Annotated in this window: 14 protein-coding genes; 4 read left to right on the forward strand and 10 right to left on the reverse strand. The window is 68.6% G+C overall.

Going from position 1 to position 16,688, the window contains the following annotated elements; translation table 11 throughout:
* Positions 1-202: 202 nt before the first annotated feature.
* Genes zomB through glf form a run of 5 tightly spaced genes read right to left on the reverse strand, consistent with a single transcriptional unit; the run spans position 203 to position 6,788 of the window.
* Positions 203-2,227, reverse strand: a complete 2,025-nt coding sequence (gene zomB / locus ACKY0W_RS21165; RefSeq protein ID WP_409435678.1) for a flagellar motor control protein ZomB — start codon at positions 2,225-2,227, stop codon at positions 203-205.
* Positions 2,205-3,128, reverse strand: coding sequence for a decaprenyl-phosphate phosphoribosyltransferase (locus ACKY0W_RS21170; RefSeq protein ID WP_409435679.1), 924 nt, complete (start codon positions 3,126-3,128; stop codon positions 2,205-2,207). The genes zomB and ACKY0W_RS21170 overlap by 23 nt, the downstream gene beginning before the upstream one ends.
* Positions 3,125-3,697 (reverse strand): phosphatase PAP2 family protein, encoded by a 573-nt coding sequence (locus ACKY0W_RS21175; protein ID WP_409435680.1) that lies wholly within the window; start codon positions 3,695-3,697, stop codon positions 3,125-3,127. The genes ACKY0W_RS21170 and ACKY0W_RS21175 overlap by 4 nt, the downstream gene beginning before the upstream one ends.
* Complete coding sequence (locus ACKY0W_RS21180) at positions 3,694-5,589, reverse strand: glycosyltransferase (RefSeq protein WP_409435681.1); 1,896 nt, start codon at positions 5,587-5,589, stop codon at positions 3,694-3,696. Before ACKY0W_RS21180 ends, ACKY0W_RS21175 begins: the two co-directional genes overlap by 4 nt.
* A complete protein-coding gene (glf, locus tag ACKY0W_RS21185; RefSeq protein ID WP_409437881.1) occupies positions 5,586-6,788 on the reverse strand; it encodes a UDP-galactopyranose mutase in 1,203 nt (400 codons plus the stop codon). Before glf ends, ACKY0W_RS21180 begins: the two co-directional genes overlap by 4 nt.
* A 288-nt stretch (positions 6,789-7,076) precedes the next feature.
* Here glf and ACKY0W_RS21190 point away from each other — a divergent pair, with 288 nt between their 5' ends.
* Together ACKY0W_RS21190 and ACKY0W_RS21195 are read left to right on the forward strand one after the other, a co-directional pair.
* Complete coding sequence (locus ACKY0W_RS21190) at positions 7,077-7,973, forward strand: hypothetical protein (protein ID WP_409435682.1); 897 nt, start codon at positions 7,077-7,079, stop codon at positions 7,971-7,973.
* A 169-nt stretch (positions 7,974-8,142) separates the two neighbouring features.
* The gene (locus ACKY0W_RS21195) at positions 8,143-9,864 is read left to right on the forward strand and encodes an N-acetylmuramoyl-L-alanine amidase (protein ID WP_409435683.1); all 1,722 of its coding nucleotides are present in this window, start codon (positions 8,143-8,145) and stop codon (positions 9,862-9,864) included.
* Between the two features lie 61 nt (positions 9,865-9,925).
* On the opposite strand, the gene ACKY0W_RS21200 is transcribed toward ACKY0W_RS21195, so the two are convergent.
* The 4 genes from ACKY0W_RS21200 to ACKY0W_RS21215 are packed head-to-tail and all read right to left on the reverse strand — an operon-like array spanning position 9,926 to position 13,135.
* The gene (locus ACKY0W_RS21200) at positions 9,926-10,756 is read right to left on the reverse strand and encodes an HAD family hydrolase (RefSeq protein ID WP_409435684.1); all 831 of its coding nucleotides are present in this window, start codon (positions 10,754-10,756) and stop codon (positions 9,926-9,928) included.
* Positions 10,756-11,550: a lysophospholipid acyltransferase family protein gene (locus tag ACKY0W_RS21205; protein WP_409435685.1), complete on the reverse strand. Its 795-nt coding sequence runs from the start codon at positions 11,548-11,550 to the stop codon at positions 10,756-10,758. Before ACKY0W_RS21205 ends, ACKY0W_RS21200 begins: the two co-directional genes overlap by 1 nt.
* 6 nt (positions 11,551-11,556) lie before the next feature.
* A complete protein-coding gene (locus ACKY0W_RS21210) occupies positions 11,557-12,339 on the reverse strand; it encodes a lysophospholipid acyltransferase family protein (RefSeq protein WP_409435686.1) in 783 nt (260 codons plus the stop codon).
* A 7-nt stretch (positions 12,340-12,346) separates the two neighbouring features.
* Complete coding sequence (locus ACKY0W_RS21215; RefSeq protein ID WP_409435687.1) at positions 12,347-13,135, reverse strand: lysophospholipid acyltransferase family protein; 789 nt, start codon at positions 13,133-13,135, stop codon at positions 12,347-12,349.
* Positions 13,136-13,218: 83 nt separating this feature from the next.
* Here ACKY0W_RS21215 and ACKY0W_RS21220 point away from each other — a divergent pair, with 83 nt between their 5' ends.
* Together ACKY0W_RS21220 and ACKY0W_RS21225 are read left to right on the forward strand one after the other, a co-directional pair.
* A complete protein-coding gene (locus ACKY0W_RS21220; protein WP_409435688.1) occupies positions 13,219-14,778 on the forward strand; it encodes a Rieske 2Fe-2S domain-containing protein in 1,560 nt (519 codons plus the stop codon).
* Entirely contained in the window at positions 14,775-15,113 is a 339-nt protein-coding gene (locus tag ACKY0W_RS21225) for a hypothetical protein (protein ID WP_409435689.1), read from the forward strand. The genes ACKY0W_RS21220 and ACKY0W_RS21225 overlap by 4 nt, the downstream gene beginning before the upstream one ends.
* Positions 15,114-15,121: 8 nt before the next feature.
* Here ACKY0W_RS21225 and ACKY0W_RS21230 read toward each other — a convergent pair whose 3' ends face one another.
* A complete protein-coding gene (locus ACKY0W_RS21230) occupies positions 15,122-16,678 on the reverse strand; it encodes a phytoene desaturase family protein (protein WP_409435690.1) in 1,557 nt (518 codons plus the stop codon).
* Between the last annotated feature and the right edge of the window lie 10 nt (positions 16,679-16,688).

The raw sequence follows: 16,688 nt of genomic DNA on the forward strand, positions 1-16,688 counted from the left end.
GTAGTCAACCACAAATCGCCCGCCATCGAGATCCCCGGGTTCCGCCACCGGGCCCGCAACCGGGCCCGCAACCGAATTTTGTGACAGTCGGCCCGCTGCGCTCAGGCAGGCATTCCAGCCGGTAGACCCGGCAAGGCGGGTAGCTGCCGGGTCCGGACAATGACGTCCGTCACAATTTTCGGCTAGGACCGGCGCCAGGCGGTCAGGGGACGTCTGGCGACATCCCGGTGTAGGGGGGACGCGTCGGTTCGGGGGCGGCCAGCCCACAGCGGATCAGTTCGTCGCGCGGGACGCGCTCGATCCGGTAGCGGGTGAAACCCGGCGAGTGCAACACGTTGGACAGGAACCGGCGCGGGCCCATCGGCGCACGCACCGAGCCCAGCACCGCCGCGGTGTCGGGGCAGCGCATGGCCGCCTCCGCCTGAGCGATCCAGTCCTGGTCCAGATACCCCGGAATCAGCGGGTACCACTTGACCCACGGGCCGTCGGCCACCACCCAGTCCCGGAACAGATCCTTGTCGTGACCGATCCGGCCGTGCTCCAGCCGTTCGGTGTGCGCCGCGATCGGATTGATCAGCCCGATCTGGTCAAGCAGCCGGACGTCGAGGCCGGTGTTCATGCCCAACATGCCCATATTGGTGAAGAAGACGGTGTGCGGGCCGGTTCCGCCGGGATCGGGATCGGTCGGCACGCCGATCCCCGGGGGCACCGGCAAGATGACCGGCACCACATCCCACTGGTCGTAGTTGCCCGACGGCAGCAGCAACGCCCCGTCAGGGGTCGCGGCGATCGTGGTCAGCACCGCGCGCATCCGCGGATAGCCGAGGTAGTCCGCGGCGGTCAGCGGGTGCGCATTGCCGGTCGCCTGGGAGTAGAACCGGCGCTCGTCGACGATCCCGGAGTAGGTGACGCGGGTCGCGTCATCGCCCATCCCCGGGGAGTTGGCCGCCCACAGCGCCCAGCCGGCCACCGCCAGCCACAGCAGGCCGACCGCACCGCTGAGCGGCAAGCTGGCTTCCCGGCGATACCGCGCGCCGTCGGGCAGTAGCACCGGAATGACCGCCACCGGGGCCAGCATGCAGAACAGCGGTGCCAACAGCACGCGCCCGTGCATGAAGTCGCCGCCCTGGCGCACCCAGTAGGCCGCCTGCAGCAGCCCGCTGAACACGAAGAAGCAGACCACCGCACCCGGGCTCTGGACCAGTCGGGCCCACGGGCCCACGCCGGGCGGCACCGGTCGGCGCGGCCGGTAGCGGACGGCTGCGCCCACCCACAGTGCCGCACCCAGCGCTACCAGCAGCACGGCCGGCACCCACAGTGCATAGGGGGCGTTGAAGTTGGCCAGGTAGATCATTCCCTGCGACCACTTGTCACCGGCCGCGTCTTTGGCCAGCGCGGTCCCCGGCACCAGTAGGCCGTAGTAGCCCATCCGGAAGATCTGGTACGCCACCGGCAGGGCGCCGCCGGCTACCAGGATCAGCGCGCGCGGCCGCCAGTCCGCCGCCACGATCAACAGCATGACCAGCACACCGCCGCCGATCAGCGCCAGCTCGGGGCGCACCAGCACGCTGCAGCCGGCCACAAAAGCCAGGCATGCGGTGAAAAGGGTTCCGCGAGCGCGGGATCGGGGCATCCGCAGCGCCTGCGACCAGCAGACCAGCATCCACCAGAGCAGGCCCAGGTAGGCCAGCACCAGGCCCGCTTCCAGGCCAGAGGTGGCGAAGTCGCGCGCCGGCGGCAGTGCGATGTAGACCAGTGCCCCGGCCGGCAACAGCAGCGCGCGGCGGCCCTGCAGGCCCGGCGCGTAGAGCCGCGCGGCGCCGAGCATCAGCATCGCCACCCCGGCCAGGCTCAGCACCAGCGCGAAGACCAGCGCCACGTACTCCATGCGCACGGGCCCACCGAGCCAGCTGCCGAGATACATCAGGTAGGTCCAGGCCGTGGAGGTGTTGGCCTCCACGCGTTCGCCGACGTTGAACACCGGGCCGTTGCCGGCCAGCAGGTTGCGCACGGTGCGCAACACGATCAGGCCGTCGTCGGAGATCCAGCGCCGCCGCCACGCACCGATGCCGAACATCAACAGCACCACCGCGACCCCGACCCACGAGCTCAGCCGCACCGAGGGGCTGTAGGAGACCGCGGGCCAGCCCAGAGGCCGGACCCGGGGGTCCGGCGCTCTGCCGCTCGTGGCCCCCCGGGCCGAGCTAGCCGAAGGCGACGGCAGCACCGATGGTCCCGATCCAGGCCAGCGCCATCAGCTGCAGCACCCGATCACGGCGCAGAATGTCCTCCGCTTCACCGGCCATACCCCCGTCGACGTCCACCGCGTAGCGCAGCACGCCGATGACGATCGGGATGATCGACACCGCGAACCACGAACCCGACCCGCTGTCGCGTTCGAACGCGTACAGGCTGTAGCAGACCAGCATCGCGGTGGCCGACATCGTCCAGACGAACCGCAGGTAGGTGCTGGTGTAGCTCTCCAGCGACTTGCGGATTTTCGCCCCGGTCTGTTCAGCCAACTGCTTCTCGGCATAGCGCTTGCCGGCCACCATGAACAGCGACCCGAATGCCATCACCAACAGGAACCACTGCGACAGCGGGATATTCGCAGCCACGCCGCCGGCGATCGCCCGCAACAGATATGCCGACGACACGACGCAGATGTCCAGCACCGCTTGGTGTTTGAGCCCGAAGCAGTACGCCAACTGCATGGCAAGATAGATGCCGATCACCAGAGCCAGATTCGGCGTCAGCCACCAGGAGATACCCAGCGAGGTGGCCCCCAGCAGCGCCGCCAGGGCGTAGGCCAAGCCCACCGGCACCACCCCGGCGGCGATCGGCCGGAATCGCTTGGTGGGGTGCGCCCGGTCGGCCTCGACGTCGCGAGAGTCATTGACCAGGTAGATCGACGAAGCCGCCAGTGAGAACACCACAAAGGCGATCAGCGACTTGCGGGCCAGATCGGCGTAGTCGTAGTGCACGCCGCCGCCGAGCGCGGCCAGCGGCGCGGCCAACACCAGTACGTTCTTCACCCACTGGCGGGGCCGGATGGCCTTGATCACCCCGGAGAGCAGGTTGGCCGGTGGGCCGAGCTCCGAGGTGCGATCTTGCGTTTCTGCGCTCATGCCGAGTCTCCAGAGTTGTCCAGGCGGATCGCGGCTGCGGCGACGGCGGCGCCAATCAGCGCGCCGGCGGCAACATCACTGGGATAGTGCACCCCGAGCACCAGGCGAGACAGCGCCATCGGCGGTACCAGTGCCGCCGGCAGGGCTCCGCGCCGCAGGCCGGCCGCGCGGCCCAGCAGGATGGCCGCCGCCGCGGTGGAGGTGGCGTGCGCCGAGGGGAAGCTCAAGGCACTCGGCGTGCCGACATTGATCGCGATCGCCGGGTGGTGCGGGCGTTTGCGGCGCACGATGCGCTTGATGACGACCGCGGCGGCGTGCGCGGCCAGGGTTCCGGCGCCGGCCAGCAGCCAGCTCCGGCGGCGTTGCGGCGCGGCCAGTGCGCCCAGCGCCGCTACCGCCAGCCAGCCCAGGCTGTGCTCACCGAAGTGCGACATCGTCCGGGCCACCGGCAGCACACCGGACCGGCCGGTCAGTGCCGACTGCACCGCGACCAGCACGGCGTCCTCGCCGTGCGGGGGCACCGAATCAGCCAGATCCATGTGGTCGGGGGCGCTGCCGAGTTCGGTCATGACGAGGTGGCACTGTCGGGAAGCAGCACCGTCTCCCACTGCTGTTTGCTCGCCAGCGTGGGCAGCGCCCGGCGGTAGGCCCTGCGCAGGCTGTCGAACCGACGCGCCAATTCGTACTGGCGGCGCAGCGATTCGCGCAGCAGCGAGAACATCTTCTCCCGGTCACGTTGCCGGTAGACCACTCCACGCCCGTCGGCGGTGGTGACGGTGACGCCGTCCTGGGTGCACAGCAGGAACCAGCGAGCATCCTGGGTGGGCACGTTGAGCTGCGGGCGGCGATGATGCTCCGGCTCGGTGGCCTTGAGGTTGTGCAGAATGCCGCGGGCCAGGCGGTAGCCGATCGACAGCGGCTGCACCGGCGGGCGCATTGCCCGACTGCGCCGGGACGGAGTCGGCAGCTCGCTGGCCGCCGGCAATACCACCGCGTCGGGATAGGTCTTGCGCAGCGCGTGGATGTCGGGCAGTGCCGACTCCAGGATCGAGAAGATGTGCTCGGGGCCGGCCATGAAGTCGTCCAGCGCCTTGTTCTGCACGGCGACCGTTGAGTACTCCAGGCAGGCAAGGTGTTTCAGGGTGGCCTTGAGGTGGCTGCGGATCAGCCCGGAGATCTTGCCGTCCCAGTGCAGGGCCGCCACCATCAATCGGTTGCGCAGGTGGAAGTAGGCCTGCCAGTCGATCGCGTCGTCTTTGTCGCTCCAGGCCATGTGCCAGATCGCCGCGCCCGGCAGCGTGACGGTCGGGTAGCCGTGCTCCCCGGCCCGGATCCCGTACTCGGCATCGTCCCACTTGATGAACGACGGGATCGGCTGGCCGATCTCTTCGGCAACGGTGCGCGGGATCATGCACATCCACCAGCCGTTGAAGTCGACGTCGATGCGGCGGTGCAGATCCGGAGACTCGGCCAGCGAGTCGGTGGCGAAGTTGTGGTCGTACTCGGTGTGCGGGGCGTTGGTCCACATGAAGACGCCCGCGTCGACGACCTCGCCCATGATGTGCAGGTGCGAGGGCTCCTGCAGGTTGAGCATGTGCCCGCCGATCAGGGTGGGCGTCTTGGCGAACCGGTTCAGTGCCAGCGCCCGCAGGATCGAGTCCGGCTCGATGCGAATGTCGTCGTCCATGAACAGGATCTGTTCGCAGCCGGTGTTCTTCAGCGCCTCGTACATGACCCGGCTGTAACCGCCGGACCCGCCGAGGTTGGGCTGGTTGTGTATCGAGAGCCGGTCTCCCAGTCCGGCGGCGGCCGCGGCGAAGCCGGGATGGTCGCGGACCTTGCGCGTGCCCTGGTCGGGAACGATGACCGCGCTGATCACCTCGTCGACGTCGGGGTCGGAGGTCAGTGCGAGCAGCGCGTTGACGCAGTCGTCGGGCCGGTTGAAGGTCGGGATGCCGATGGCGATGTCGGCCCGGCCGGGGGCCTCGACCGGGGCGTACCAGCCGCCGCGGTCCAGCGTGACCGCGGAGTCGGTGGTGATGTCGAACCAGATCCAGCCACCGTCCTCGAACGGCTGCAGACCAATCTCGAATTCCACCACCGTGGGGGTGTCGCTGTTTTCGACCGACCCGAAAGGCTTGCCGTCCACCGCGATACGTGCACCGGTCGCTTTGGAGCGGTAGACATCGACTCGGCCCGCCCCGGTCAGCTCCAGCTGCAGCACCACCGATTCGAGGATCGACCAGCGACGCCAGTAGGACGCCGGGAAGGCGTTGAAGTACGTGGCGAACGAGACTTCGGACTCCTCGCCGATCTCCAGGCTGGTGCGGGTGAGCGGGTGCGCCCGTCGGCTGTTGGTCTCGGATTCCTCGATGTAGAGCTTGCGCACATCCAGCGGTTCGCCCTGGCGAGGAAGGATGATCCGCGAAAGCCGGCTCACCGCGCGCGAACTGTCGCTCATGCCTTACTGCCCTCCCCCAGCGGCACCCCTTCGGACAGGTGCGGCGCCAGGATGTTGTCGTACATGTTCAACGCACTGGCGATGGCCATGTGCATGTCCAGATATTGGTAGGTGCCCAGCCGCCCACCGAAGAGCACCTTCGCGGTGTCCATCTCGGCCTTGGCCCGCGCCCGGTAGGACGTCAGCACCGCCCGGTCCGCCTCGGTGTTGATCGGGTAGTAGGGCTCGTCGGTGTCCTCGGCGAACCGCGAGTACTCGCGCATGATCACCGTCTTGTCGGCCGGGTACTCGCGCTCCGGGTGGAAGTGCCGGAACTCGTGGATGCGGGTGAACGGCACGTCGCCGTCGTTGTAGTTCATCACCGGCGTGCCCTGGAAATCCCCGGTGCCCAGCACTTCGAGCTCGAAGTCCAGGGTGCGCCAGCCCAGCTTGCCTTCGGCGTAGTCGAAGTAGCGGTCCAGCGGTCCGGTGTAGACCACCGGGGCGTCGGGGTTGGCTGCCCGGAGTTCGTCGCGGACGTCGAACCAGTCGGTGTCGAGCCGGACCTCGATGCGCTCGTCGGCCGCCATGTTCTCCAGCCACGCGGTGTAGCCGTCGACCGGCAGGCCTTCGTAGGTGTCGTTGAAGTAGCGGTTGTCGAAGGTGTAGCGCACGGGCAGCCGGGCGATGTTGGCCGCCGGGAGTTCTTTGGGGTCGGTCTGCCACTGCTTGGCGGTGTAGTCCTTGACGAACGCCTCGTACAGCGGGCGGCCGATCAGGCTGATCGCCTTCTCCTCGAGGTTCTGCGCGTCGGCGGTGTCGATCTCGGCGGCCTGTTCGGCGATCAGCGCCCGCGCTTCATCAGGGGTGAAATAGCGGCCGAAGAACTGCGACACCAGGCCCAGGCCCATCGGGAACTGGTAGGCCTGACCGTCGTGCATGGCGAACACCCGGTGCTGGTATCCGGTGAACTCGGTGAACTGCCGCACGTAGTCCCAGACCCTCTTATTAGAGGTATGGAACAGGTGCGCGCCGTACTTGTGGACCTCGATACCGGTCTGCGGTTCGGCTTCGGAGTAGGCGTTGCCGCCGATGTGCGGGCGCTTCTCGACGACGAGAACGCGCTTGCCGAGCTGCGTGGCTGCGCGCTCGGCGATGGTCAGGCCGAAGAATCCGGAACCCACGACAAAGAGGTCAAAACGAGCGGTCATCGGCGCCAAGGGTAGCCGACCAGCGCCCGCGCGCATCGTCGGCGCCCCGCCGCCCCCGCTTGCACCTTGACTATCGCCCGCCGATTACCGGCGGCTCGGCAATCCGGAGGCGCCGAGGCCGCCCCCGGACGCCGGAGAAGGGTTGATAGCAGTTCCCTCACGATTCGATCTCGTCACTCTTTTCACACGAGTCACACGCGTACCGTCGGTCACGTAGGACAGATGCAAGTGCAGTGAGCGCCACGACGGCCCCGGAAAAGCGCGGGCCCGACGGCAAAACATATTGAGGAGACTTCCGTGCCGAACCGACGTCGACGCAGGCTCTCGACAACCATGAGCGCAGTCGCCGCCCTGGCGGTCGCGAGTCCGTTCGCAGTTGTCGCAGTATCCGAGCTGGCCGCCCACAACAGCGCCCCTCAGCACCACGACTTCGTCGCGGCTTCGTCCGTGGCCGACCTGCCCAGCGAGCTGATCACCGCCCTGACCCAGGGCCTGTCCCAGTTCGGGGTGAACCTCCCGCCGGTGCCCGGCTTCGGCGGCGGCGGCGCCTCGACCGGGATGTACCCCGGGGCCTCCACCGGGATGTACCCCGGCCTGACCTCACCGGGCCTGGGCACGCCGGGCCTGACCGACCCGTCCCTGGGTACGCCGGGCCTCACCTCCCCGGGGCTGGGCACGCCGGGCCTGACCTCCCCCGGGCTGGGCACGCCGGGGCTCACCGACCCGTCGCTGACCACGCCGTCGCTGTCGACGCCGCCGCTGGGCACGCCCGGAGTGTCGACTACTTCCGGACTGACCACGCCCGGACTGACCACGCCGCCGCTGACCGACTCGTCGCTGACCAGTCCCGGGTTGACCAGCCCCGGGTTGACCAGCCCGCTGACCAGCCCCGGCCTCACCAGCCCCGGCCTGACCAGCCCGGACACCGGTCTGCTCGGGTCCGACGGTCTGCCGCTCACCTCGCCGGTGGGCCTGGACCCCGGCCTCGACGGCACCTACCCGATCCTCGGCGACCCGTCCCTGGGCATGCCGGAGGAGAAGGGTGGACTGGTCAGCGACCTGATGAGCGCCGCCAACCAGCTGGGCGCCGGACAGGCCATCGACCTGCTCAAGGGTGTGGTGATCCCGTCCATCGCGCAGGCCGCGCAGGGCGCCGGTCCGGCGGTCGCCGCCCCGGCCCCGCCGCTGCCGTAATAGACACAACAGCGGAGCTGTTCCGCCCAACGGCACCGCAGAGTCAGCCCGCACCCGGCGGGCACCGGAAGACTCTGCGGTGCCGTTAACAATGCCCGGGAATCCGGCCGGAGTCGGCGGGCGCGTGTCGCATCACCAACAACACATGACACATACGTAACATCAGCACGTGCCAACCCGTCGTCGTCCCCCGCCGACGATCAAGCTGACCGCGTCCCTCGCGACCGTGCTGATCCTGCCGTGGGCATTGAACTCCGGGTCGGGCTTCAAGTCGGTTGACGCCTCGCAGACACCCCCCAGCGCTGCCGCGACCAAGCTGAACCAGCAGCCACTGCCGAATCTGGAGCCGGGCGTCACCGTCCGCGAGATCAGCCAGGACGAACCGTTCACCATGGTCGCGCTCACCGGCGCCGACCTGAGCGGCACGTCGGCACGCATCCGCGCCAAACGCGCCGACGGGTCCTGGGGGCCCTGGTATGCGACCGCGCACGAGACCAAACAGGAGACCCCGGGTCCACGGCCTGCCGATGCCCCTGCTCCCGGCCCGGACGGGACCGAGCCGGTATTCGTCGGGCGGACCACGGCGGTCCAGATCGCGGTGACCCGGACTGCTCCGAACGCTCAGGCCAAGCCCAAGGCGAAGGGGCCGGCCGCCACGAAGGGCCCCGCCAAGCCGGAGCCCGCCCCCAAAAAGCCCGTCCTGGGGCCCGAGCTCGGCTACCTACCGGCCACCGCCGCGCAGCCCATTGCCCAGAATGTCTCCGCGGTGCTGATCACGCCGCCGAAGGCGCCCGCCGACTCGCAGTGGCAACCGCCGAAGGCGGTGCTGGGCCCGGGGCAGCCACCCAACATCATCCCGCGCAGTCACTGGGGCGCGGGCGCCTACGGACGGTGCGGCAAACCCGTGGAGAGCGGCCCGGTCCATGCGGCCGTGGTGCACCACACCGCGGGGTCCAACGAATACGCCCCCGAAGACTCCGCGGACATCATCCGGGCGATCTACGCCTATCACACCCGCACCCTGGGCTGGTGCGACATCGGCTACAACGCCCTGGTGGACAAGTACGGCCAGGTCTTCGAAGGCCGGGCCGGCGGCCTGGCCCGCGGCATCATCGGCAGCCACGCGGGCGGGTTCAACAGAAGTACCTGGGGCGTGTCGATGATCGGCACCTTCGACGACGCGCCTCCCCCGCCGATTCAACTCGAGACGGTCGGCCGGCTGTTGGGCTGGCGGCTCGGTCTGGACCGCACCGACCCGCGTGGCATCGCCGAGTTGACCTCCGCCGGCGGCTCGTTCACCCACTTTCCGCGCGGTGCGTCGCTGACGCTGCCCTCGATCATCGGCCACCGCGACCTCGACGCGACGGAGTGCCCCGGCGAGCAGGGCTACGTCGCGCTCAACGAGATTCGCGAGATCGCCGCCCGGTTCAACGAACCGCCCGGCCCGGAAGACCTCGCCCGGGTGATGGAGGGCGGCGCCATCCACACCCGCTGGCTGGAACTGGGCGGTACCGAAGGCATGCTCGGTGCCCCCACGTCGCCCGAGGCGATCGGCGAGGGTTCCACCAAGTACGCCACGTTCGAGCACGGCGCGGTGTACTGGTCGCCGGAGACCGGCGCGCAGCCGATCACCGGGGCCATCTACGACGCCTGGGCGTCGCTGGGTTACGAACGCGGCGTGCTCGGACTGCCGACCAGCGCCGAACTCGCCGAACCGGAATGGGTGGGCCAGAACTTCCAGCACGGCACCCTGAACTACAACCGGGCCAGCGCGACGGTCATCCGGGTCGTCGACGGCAACGCCGAGGTGCTGCCCCCGCCGCCACCGGAGGGCCCGCCGGTACAGCTCGAGCGCTTCTCGCGGGTGATCGACCCGTTCGGCGTCAGCTGACCACCGTTGACTCTGCGGCCATGGCGGAAAAGTTCGAGTAACCCCCGCCCTCAGCGCAGAGTCAACGCAGGAAAATCCGCTCCAGCACCCGCGCCAGACCGTCATCGGTGTTGGGTGCGGTGATCTCGGCGGCCGCCGCCAACACGTCGGGGTGGGCGTTGCCCATCGCCACGCCGTGTCCGGCACGTACCAGCATCGGCAGGTCGTTGGGCATATCCCCGAATGCCACCACCTGCTCGATGCCGATGCCCAGCGGCGCGATCAGCTCCTCGATGCCGCTGGCCTTGGTGATGCCCGCCGGAACCACCTCGATCAGCCCGTTGTTGGTGGAGTAGGTGAGCTCCGCGGCCGTTCCGATGTGGGCCTGCAGCTGCGTCGCCATGTCGGCGCTGGACATCCCCGCCTTGCGGATCAGCAGCTTGATCGCCGGCTGGGACAGCAGGTCCTGCAGAGACACCTCGGTGTTGTCGGGGTTGAGCCAGGCGTGTTCGTAGCCCGGTGAGCTCACGAACTGCGGGGTGGCCGCGTCGTGCGCGCTCTCGCCGATGCGCTCCACCGCCAGGCCCGCCCCCGGAATGGCGCGGCTGGCAACCTCGGCCAGCTTGACCAGGCTGTCGGCCGAGAGCGTGCGTGCCGAGACCACCCGATCGGTGGCCGGGTCGTAGAGCACCGCGCCGTTGGCGCACACCGCCATCGGGGCGAATCCGAGCGCGTCGACCACCGGCGCGATCCACCGCGGTGGACGTCCGGTCGCCAGCACGAAGCGGGCACCCGAGTCGACGGCCGCGTGCACCGCGGCCCGGGTCCGCGCGGTGATGTTCTCGGTGTCGTCGAGCAGGGTGCCGTCGACGTCGCTGGCGATCAGGGCGGGAGGACCGCCGTGGGGCTGCATCAGTGCGAACTCCTCGCGTCCAGCGCCCGCCGCAGTCGGCCGCCGTGGGCCTGCTCCAAACGTCTGCGATCACGCTCGGCCAACTCGGCCGCACGCATCTGCAGCGCCTCTGCCATGGTCGGCGCGCTGCCGCCCAGCCGGCGTGGCACCCAGTGCGCCCCGGCGGGGTGCGGGTACTCCAACTGCGCCTCCTCCAGCATCGCCGCCATCGTGTTCCGCAGCTCGATCGTGGTCGCCTCGATATCCGCGGAGGCAGCCATCGGCCGTCCGACCTTCGCCAGCACCGGAATATGGTTGCGCCACAAATGCTTCGGATGATCTTTAGTCCAGACCCGGTGGATTCCCCAGACGACAACCGGGATCAGCGGAACACCCGCGGCATGAGCCATCCGGGCAGCACCGGTCTTGAACTCCCGCAGCTCGAAGCTCCGACTGATGGTCGCCTCCGGGTTCAGGCCGACCAGCTCGCCTTGCCGCAGCTGCCGCACCGCCTCGTCGTAGGCGCCTGCTCCGGCGGAACGGTCGACCGGGATCAACTTGATGTGCTTGATCACGTAGTTGACCACCGGGACCTCGGTCATCTCGGCCTTGATCATGAACCGCAGCCGGCGGTGCCGGCGCAAGGCCGCGATCGAGGCCGGATACCAGTCCAGGTAGCTGGTGTGGTTGACCGTGAGCACCGCGCCGCCATGCTCGGGAATGTTCTCCAGGCCGTCGATCCTCACGTGCGGCCCGTTGGCGTTCGCCAGCCGCGGGACCACAATCTCCAGCGCCCGGAAGAAGGGTTCTGCCATGCTCTATTACTCCGTGCGCTCCGTCATCCCTGGGTCTGGCCTCCGGGCACCCGCGCCCTTGCGCATCCGTTCCGCCAGCTCTTGCACTTCTAAAACCCTAGCCTCGTCGGGCGTGGGCGCACCGCCGCCGAGTCGCCGCGGCACCCAGAACTGACCGGCAGGATGCGGGTAGTCCTGCTGCACCTGCGCCAGCAGCGGTGCCATTCGCTCACGCAATCGGGCGCTGAGCGTCGCGGCGTCACCGGACGGGGCCAGCGCTTCGCCCACCAGGACGGTGATCGGAATCTTGCTGCGCACCAGCCGCGCCCTCGGGTGGCCCTTGGTCCACAGCCGGTGGGCCCCCCAGACGATCAGCGGGACGATCGGCACCTGCGCCTCCAGCGCCATGCGGGCCGCCCCGGACTTGAAATCCTTGAGCTCGAAGCTGCGGCTGATGGTGGCTTCGGGATAGACACCCACCACCTCGCCGGAGCGCAGCGCCGCCACCGCATGGCGGTAGGCGTCGGATCCGGCCCCGCGGTCCACCGGGATGGTGCCGGTGTGGTGGATCAGATAGTTGACCACGCGCACCTGCTGCATTTCGGCCTTGATCATGAACCGCATTCGGCGTCCGCGGTGGTACGCCGCCAGCCCGGCCGGCAGGAAATCCACGTAGCCGGTGTGGTTGATCGCGATCACCGCACCGCCGTCGGCCGGGATGTGTTCCAGGCCGCGGTAGTCGATCGCTGCGCCGGTGATCTTCACCGCGCTTAGCGCAGTGAGCTCCAGGGCTCGAAAGACCGGCTGCATGCCAGCTCTACTCCGCAGCGCCCGTCGGGCTCGGCGGCTGCTTCTGGCGGGCGGCCCGCTCCTGCGCTTTGCGGGCAGCTTCGGCGGCGTCCAACTGGAGCGCCTCGGCAGGGGTGGGTGCGCTGCCGCCCAGGCGCCTCGGCACCCAGAACGCGCCGGCGGGATGTTCGGGGTAGGCGTCCTGCGCCTGCTCCAGCAGGTGTTGCATCCGGGTCTGCAGCAGCGCGCGTAGGTCTTCGACCGGCAACGTCGGCGGTATCGGCTCGCCGATGGTCACCGAAACCGGCACCTTGGTGCGGCCCAGTTGCTTCGGGTGGTCTTTGGTCCAGATCCGCTGGGCGCCCCACACGATGTGCGGGATGATCGGCACCTGCGCCTCGATCGCCATCCGTGCGGCGCCGCTCTTGAACTCCTTGAGTTCGAAGCTGCGGCTGATGGTCGCCTCGGGGTAGACCCCGACCAGTTCACCGGCCTTGAGCTTGGCGACGGCGATGGCATAGGACTCTGCGCCCCGGCTGCGGTCCACCGCGATGTGCCGGCAGCCGCGCATGATCGGGCGGGTGAAGCGGTTGTCGAACGTCTCCTTCTTGGCCATGAAGCGCACCCGCCGCCGCGGCTTCGCGTCATAGGAGGCCACGCCGGCAAACAGGAAATCGAGATAGCCGGTGTGGTTGATCGCGATCACCGCGCCGCCGGTGGCGGGCAGGTGCTCTCGGCCGGTGACGGTGATCTTCAAGCCCTCATAACGCCACAACGTATGTGCAGCAGCAGCGACACTCCCGTACCAAGGCTCCACAGGGTCCAAGCCTAGGCGATGAGGTCGGCTTCCCCGCCGGTAAGCTCGCAGGGGATCTCTGTCAGCGTCGGGAGAAGGTACACGTGCAGGTCACCAGCGTCGGGCACGCCGGCTTCCGGATCGAGACCGCCGCAGGCAGCATCCTGTGCGACCCGTGGGTGAACCCGGCCTACTTCGCGTCGTGGTTCCCCTTCCCGGACAACTCCGCGCTGGATTGGGACACTCTCGGCGACTGCGACTACCTCTACATCTCGCACCTGCACCACGACCATTTCGACCCGCGGCACCTGGCGGCGCACGTCAACAAGGACGCGGTGGTGCTGCTGCCCGACTATCCGGTGCTCGACCTGCGCCGCGAGCTGGAAGCCCTGGGTTTTCACCGGTTCTTCGAGACCGCCGATTCGCAGCGGCACACCGTGTCCGGCCCCAAGGGCGATCTGGACGTGATGATCATCGCGTTGCGCGCCCCGGCCGACGGTCCGATCGGTGACTCCGGGCTGGTGGTGTCCGACGGTGTGACCACCGTGTTCAACATGAACGACTCCCGCCCGACCGATCTGGACGTGCTGGCGGCCTTCGACGCGATCGACGTGCACCTGGTGCAGTACTCCGGGGCGATCTGGTACCCGATGGTCTACGACATGCCGGCCCGGGCCAAGGAGGCGTTCGGCACCCAGAAGCGCCAGCGGCAGATGGACCGCGCGCGCCAGTACATCGCCCACGTCGGAGCGACGTGGGTGGTGCCGTCTGCGGGTCCACCATGTTTCCTGGATTCCGAGCTGCGTTACCTCAACGACGATCACGGCGATCCGGCCAACATCTTCCCCGACGAGATGGTGTTCTTGGACCAGCTGCGTCGCAACGGGCATGACCGCGGGCTGCTGATGATTCCCGGCAGCACCGCGAGCTTCACCGGGGCGCAGCTGGATTCACTGAATCACCCACTGGAGGACGCTGACGTCGAGGCCATCTTCACCACCGGCAAGGCGGACTACATCGCCGCCTACGCAGACCGGATGGCGCCGGTGCTGGCCGCCGAGAAGGCCGCCTGGGCGCCGGCGGACGGTCCTGCGATGCTTGAGTCGCTGCGCACACTGTTCGAGCCGATCATGGCCCGCAGCAATGAGATCTGCGACGGCATCGGCTATCCGGTCGAGCTGGTGCTGGACGGGCAGGGCCACACCGAAACCGTGGTGCTGGACTTCCCCAAACGCATGGTGCGCGAGCCGATTCCCGGCGAGAAGTTTCGTTACGGCTTCGGTATTCCGCCCGAGCTGGTGCGGACCGTGCTGCGCGACGACGAACCGGACTGGGTCAACACCATCTTCTTGTCCACCCGATTCCGCGCGTGGCGGGTCGGCGGCTACAACGAGTACCTGTACACCTTTTTCAAGTGCCTCACCGAGGACCGGATCGTCTACGCCGAAGGCTGGTTCGGCGAGAGCCATGACGACTCGGCCACCATCACGCTGGGCGACTGGCAGATTCAGCGTCGCTGCCCGCATATGAAGGCCGACCTGTCGAAGGTCGGGGTGGTCGAGGGCGACACTCTGACCTGCAATCAGCACGGCTGGGAATGGGATCTCAAGTCGGGTCGCTGCCTGACCGCCAAGGGCCACGAATTGCGCTGCGAGAAGCTGTGAGCGGCGACTCCTACGATGACGGATTGGTGGTCCTGGATCGCCGGGCGATCACGTTGCGCCGCTATCACTTCCCCTCCGGGACCTCGAAAGTGATCCCGCTGTCGGCGATCCGCGGCTACCGCGCTGAACCGCTGGGCATGCTGACCCACCGATTTCGGATCTGGGGCAGCTCGGATCTGCGGCGCTGGCTGCCGCTGGACATCAAGCGGCCGACGCGGTCCACCCTGATCACGCTGGACCTGCACGGCGACCCGTGGCCGCGCCCGGCGTTCACCCCGGCGGACCCGGACGCGTTTCGGGCGCTGCTCGACGAGCTACTGGCAGCCCAGCGGTAGGTGCGCGCTCAGCGGTCGGCCAAGACCTGCTGGGCGGCGTTGTAACCGGGAATGAACGTGATCCCCGGCCCGCCGTGACAGCCGGCACTCCCCAGGTACAGCCCTGCCACCGGTAGCGGCTGCCCGAGGAAACCCCGTGGCCCGGGCCGGTTGGGACCGATCTGATCCGGGTTGAGCAGGCCGTGGCAGTAGTCGCCACCGGGCGCACCGAACATGGTGCCCATATGGCGCGGGGTGAAGGTGGTGTGCCGGGTGATGCTGCGCTCGAAATTCGGTGCCAGTCTGGTGATTTTGTCGATCACCCGCCGCCCCATCTCGACCTTCATCTCGCCGTAGTTGCCGTCCCCCTCGATGGGAAACCACAGCGCGAACGCCGACGCGGCATGCTTGCCGGGCGGGGCCAGCTCGGGATCGTGCAGCGACGGGATCTGCAGCACCACGGTCGGATCGGCGGGGACGACGCCGCGGCGTGCGTCCTCCCACTGCTGCTGGACCTCTTCGGGCGTGCAGAAGATCCCCAACGAAGCCTGCATGGCCGGGTCGTTGAGCGCCTCGTAGGGCGCGGTGAACACCGGCGCCTCGTCCAGTGCGAAATGCATCTGCAGATAGCTGCCGCGGTGGTCGGTGCGAGCGTAGCGGGCGCGGACGTCCTCCGGGACCGAAGCGGCGTCGAGCAGTCCGGTGACCGTGACGTCGGGGGCGATCGCCGACACCACCACCGGTGCGCTCAGGGTGTCGCCGGATTCGGTACGCACGCCGGCCACCGCCGCATCGGCGACAAGGATCTCCGACACCGCGGTGCGCAGCCGCAGCTGCCCGCCCAGACCGGTGAACGTGTCGCACAGGTGCCCGGTGAGTGCGCCGATTCCACCACGCAGCTTCTTCATCAGCACGGTGTTCTCGTCGGGCACGCCCAGGCCGTAGGCCAGTGCCGCGGCACTGCCGGGGGTGGCCGGTCCGCGGTAGAGGGTGTTGACGGCCAACACGGTGAAGGAGCCGCGCAGCGCCGCGTGCTTTTCCCGGTCGGGCAGGTAACGGTCCAGCACGTCGGTAACCGAGCCGAACAGCATGTCGTCGATAGCTGATCGCTCGAATTCATTTGTGGCGCAGGCATACATCTCGTCAAGCGATTTCGGTGGCCGGCCCGCCTCGAAACGGCCCAGCGCCCGAGTGGGCGCCTGGCTCCAGCCCAGCAACCCGGCCATGCCGTTGACCGCCTCGGCGCCATGTACCTCACTGAGGTGGGTGAACAGCTTCATCGGGTCGGTGTACTGGATCAGCGGGTCGTCACCGACGCCACGCATAGCGACCGACATGACTTCGAGGTCGATGCTCTCCAGACCGTCTAGGCCCAGCTCCGCGCTGACCACGGCCGACGTGGGGAACTGCACCGAGCCGGCGATCTCGAACCGATAGCCGTCGAACAGCTCCACCGTGGAGGCCATCCCCCCGGCGTATCGACCGGCCTCCAGACACAGCGTGCGTAAACCCGCGCGCTGCAGGATGAGTGCCGCGGCCAGTCCGTTGTGCCCAGCGCCTATGACAATCGCGTCGTAGTCGGTCATCCATCCGCCC

The organism is Mycobacterium sp. SMC-14, assembly GCF_046250075.1.
GTDB lineage: Bacteria > Actinomycetota > Actinomycetes > Mycobacteriales > Mycobacteriaceae > Mycobacterium.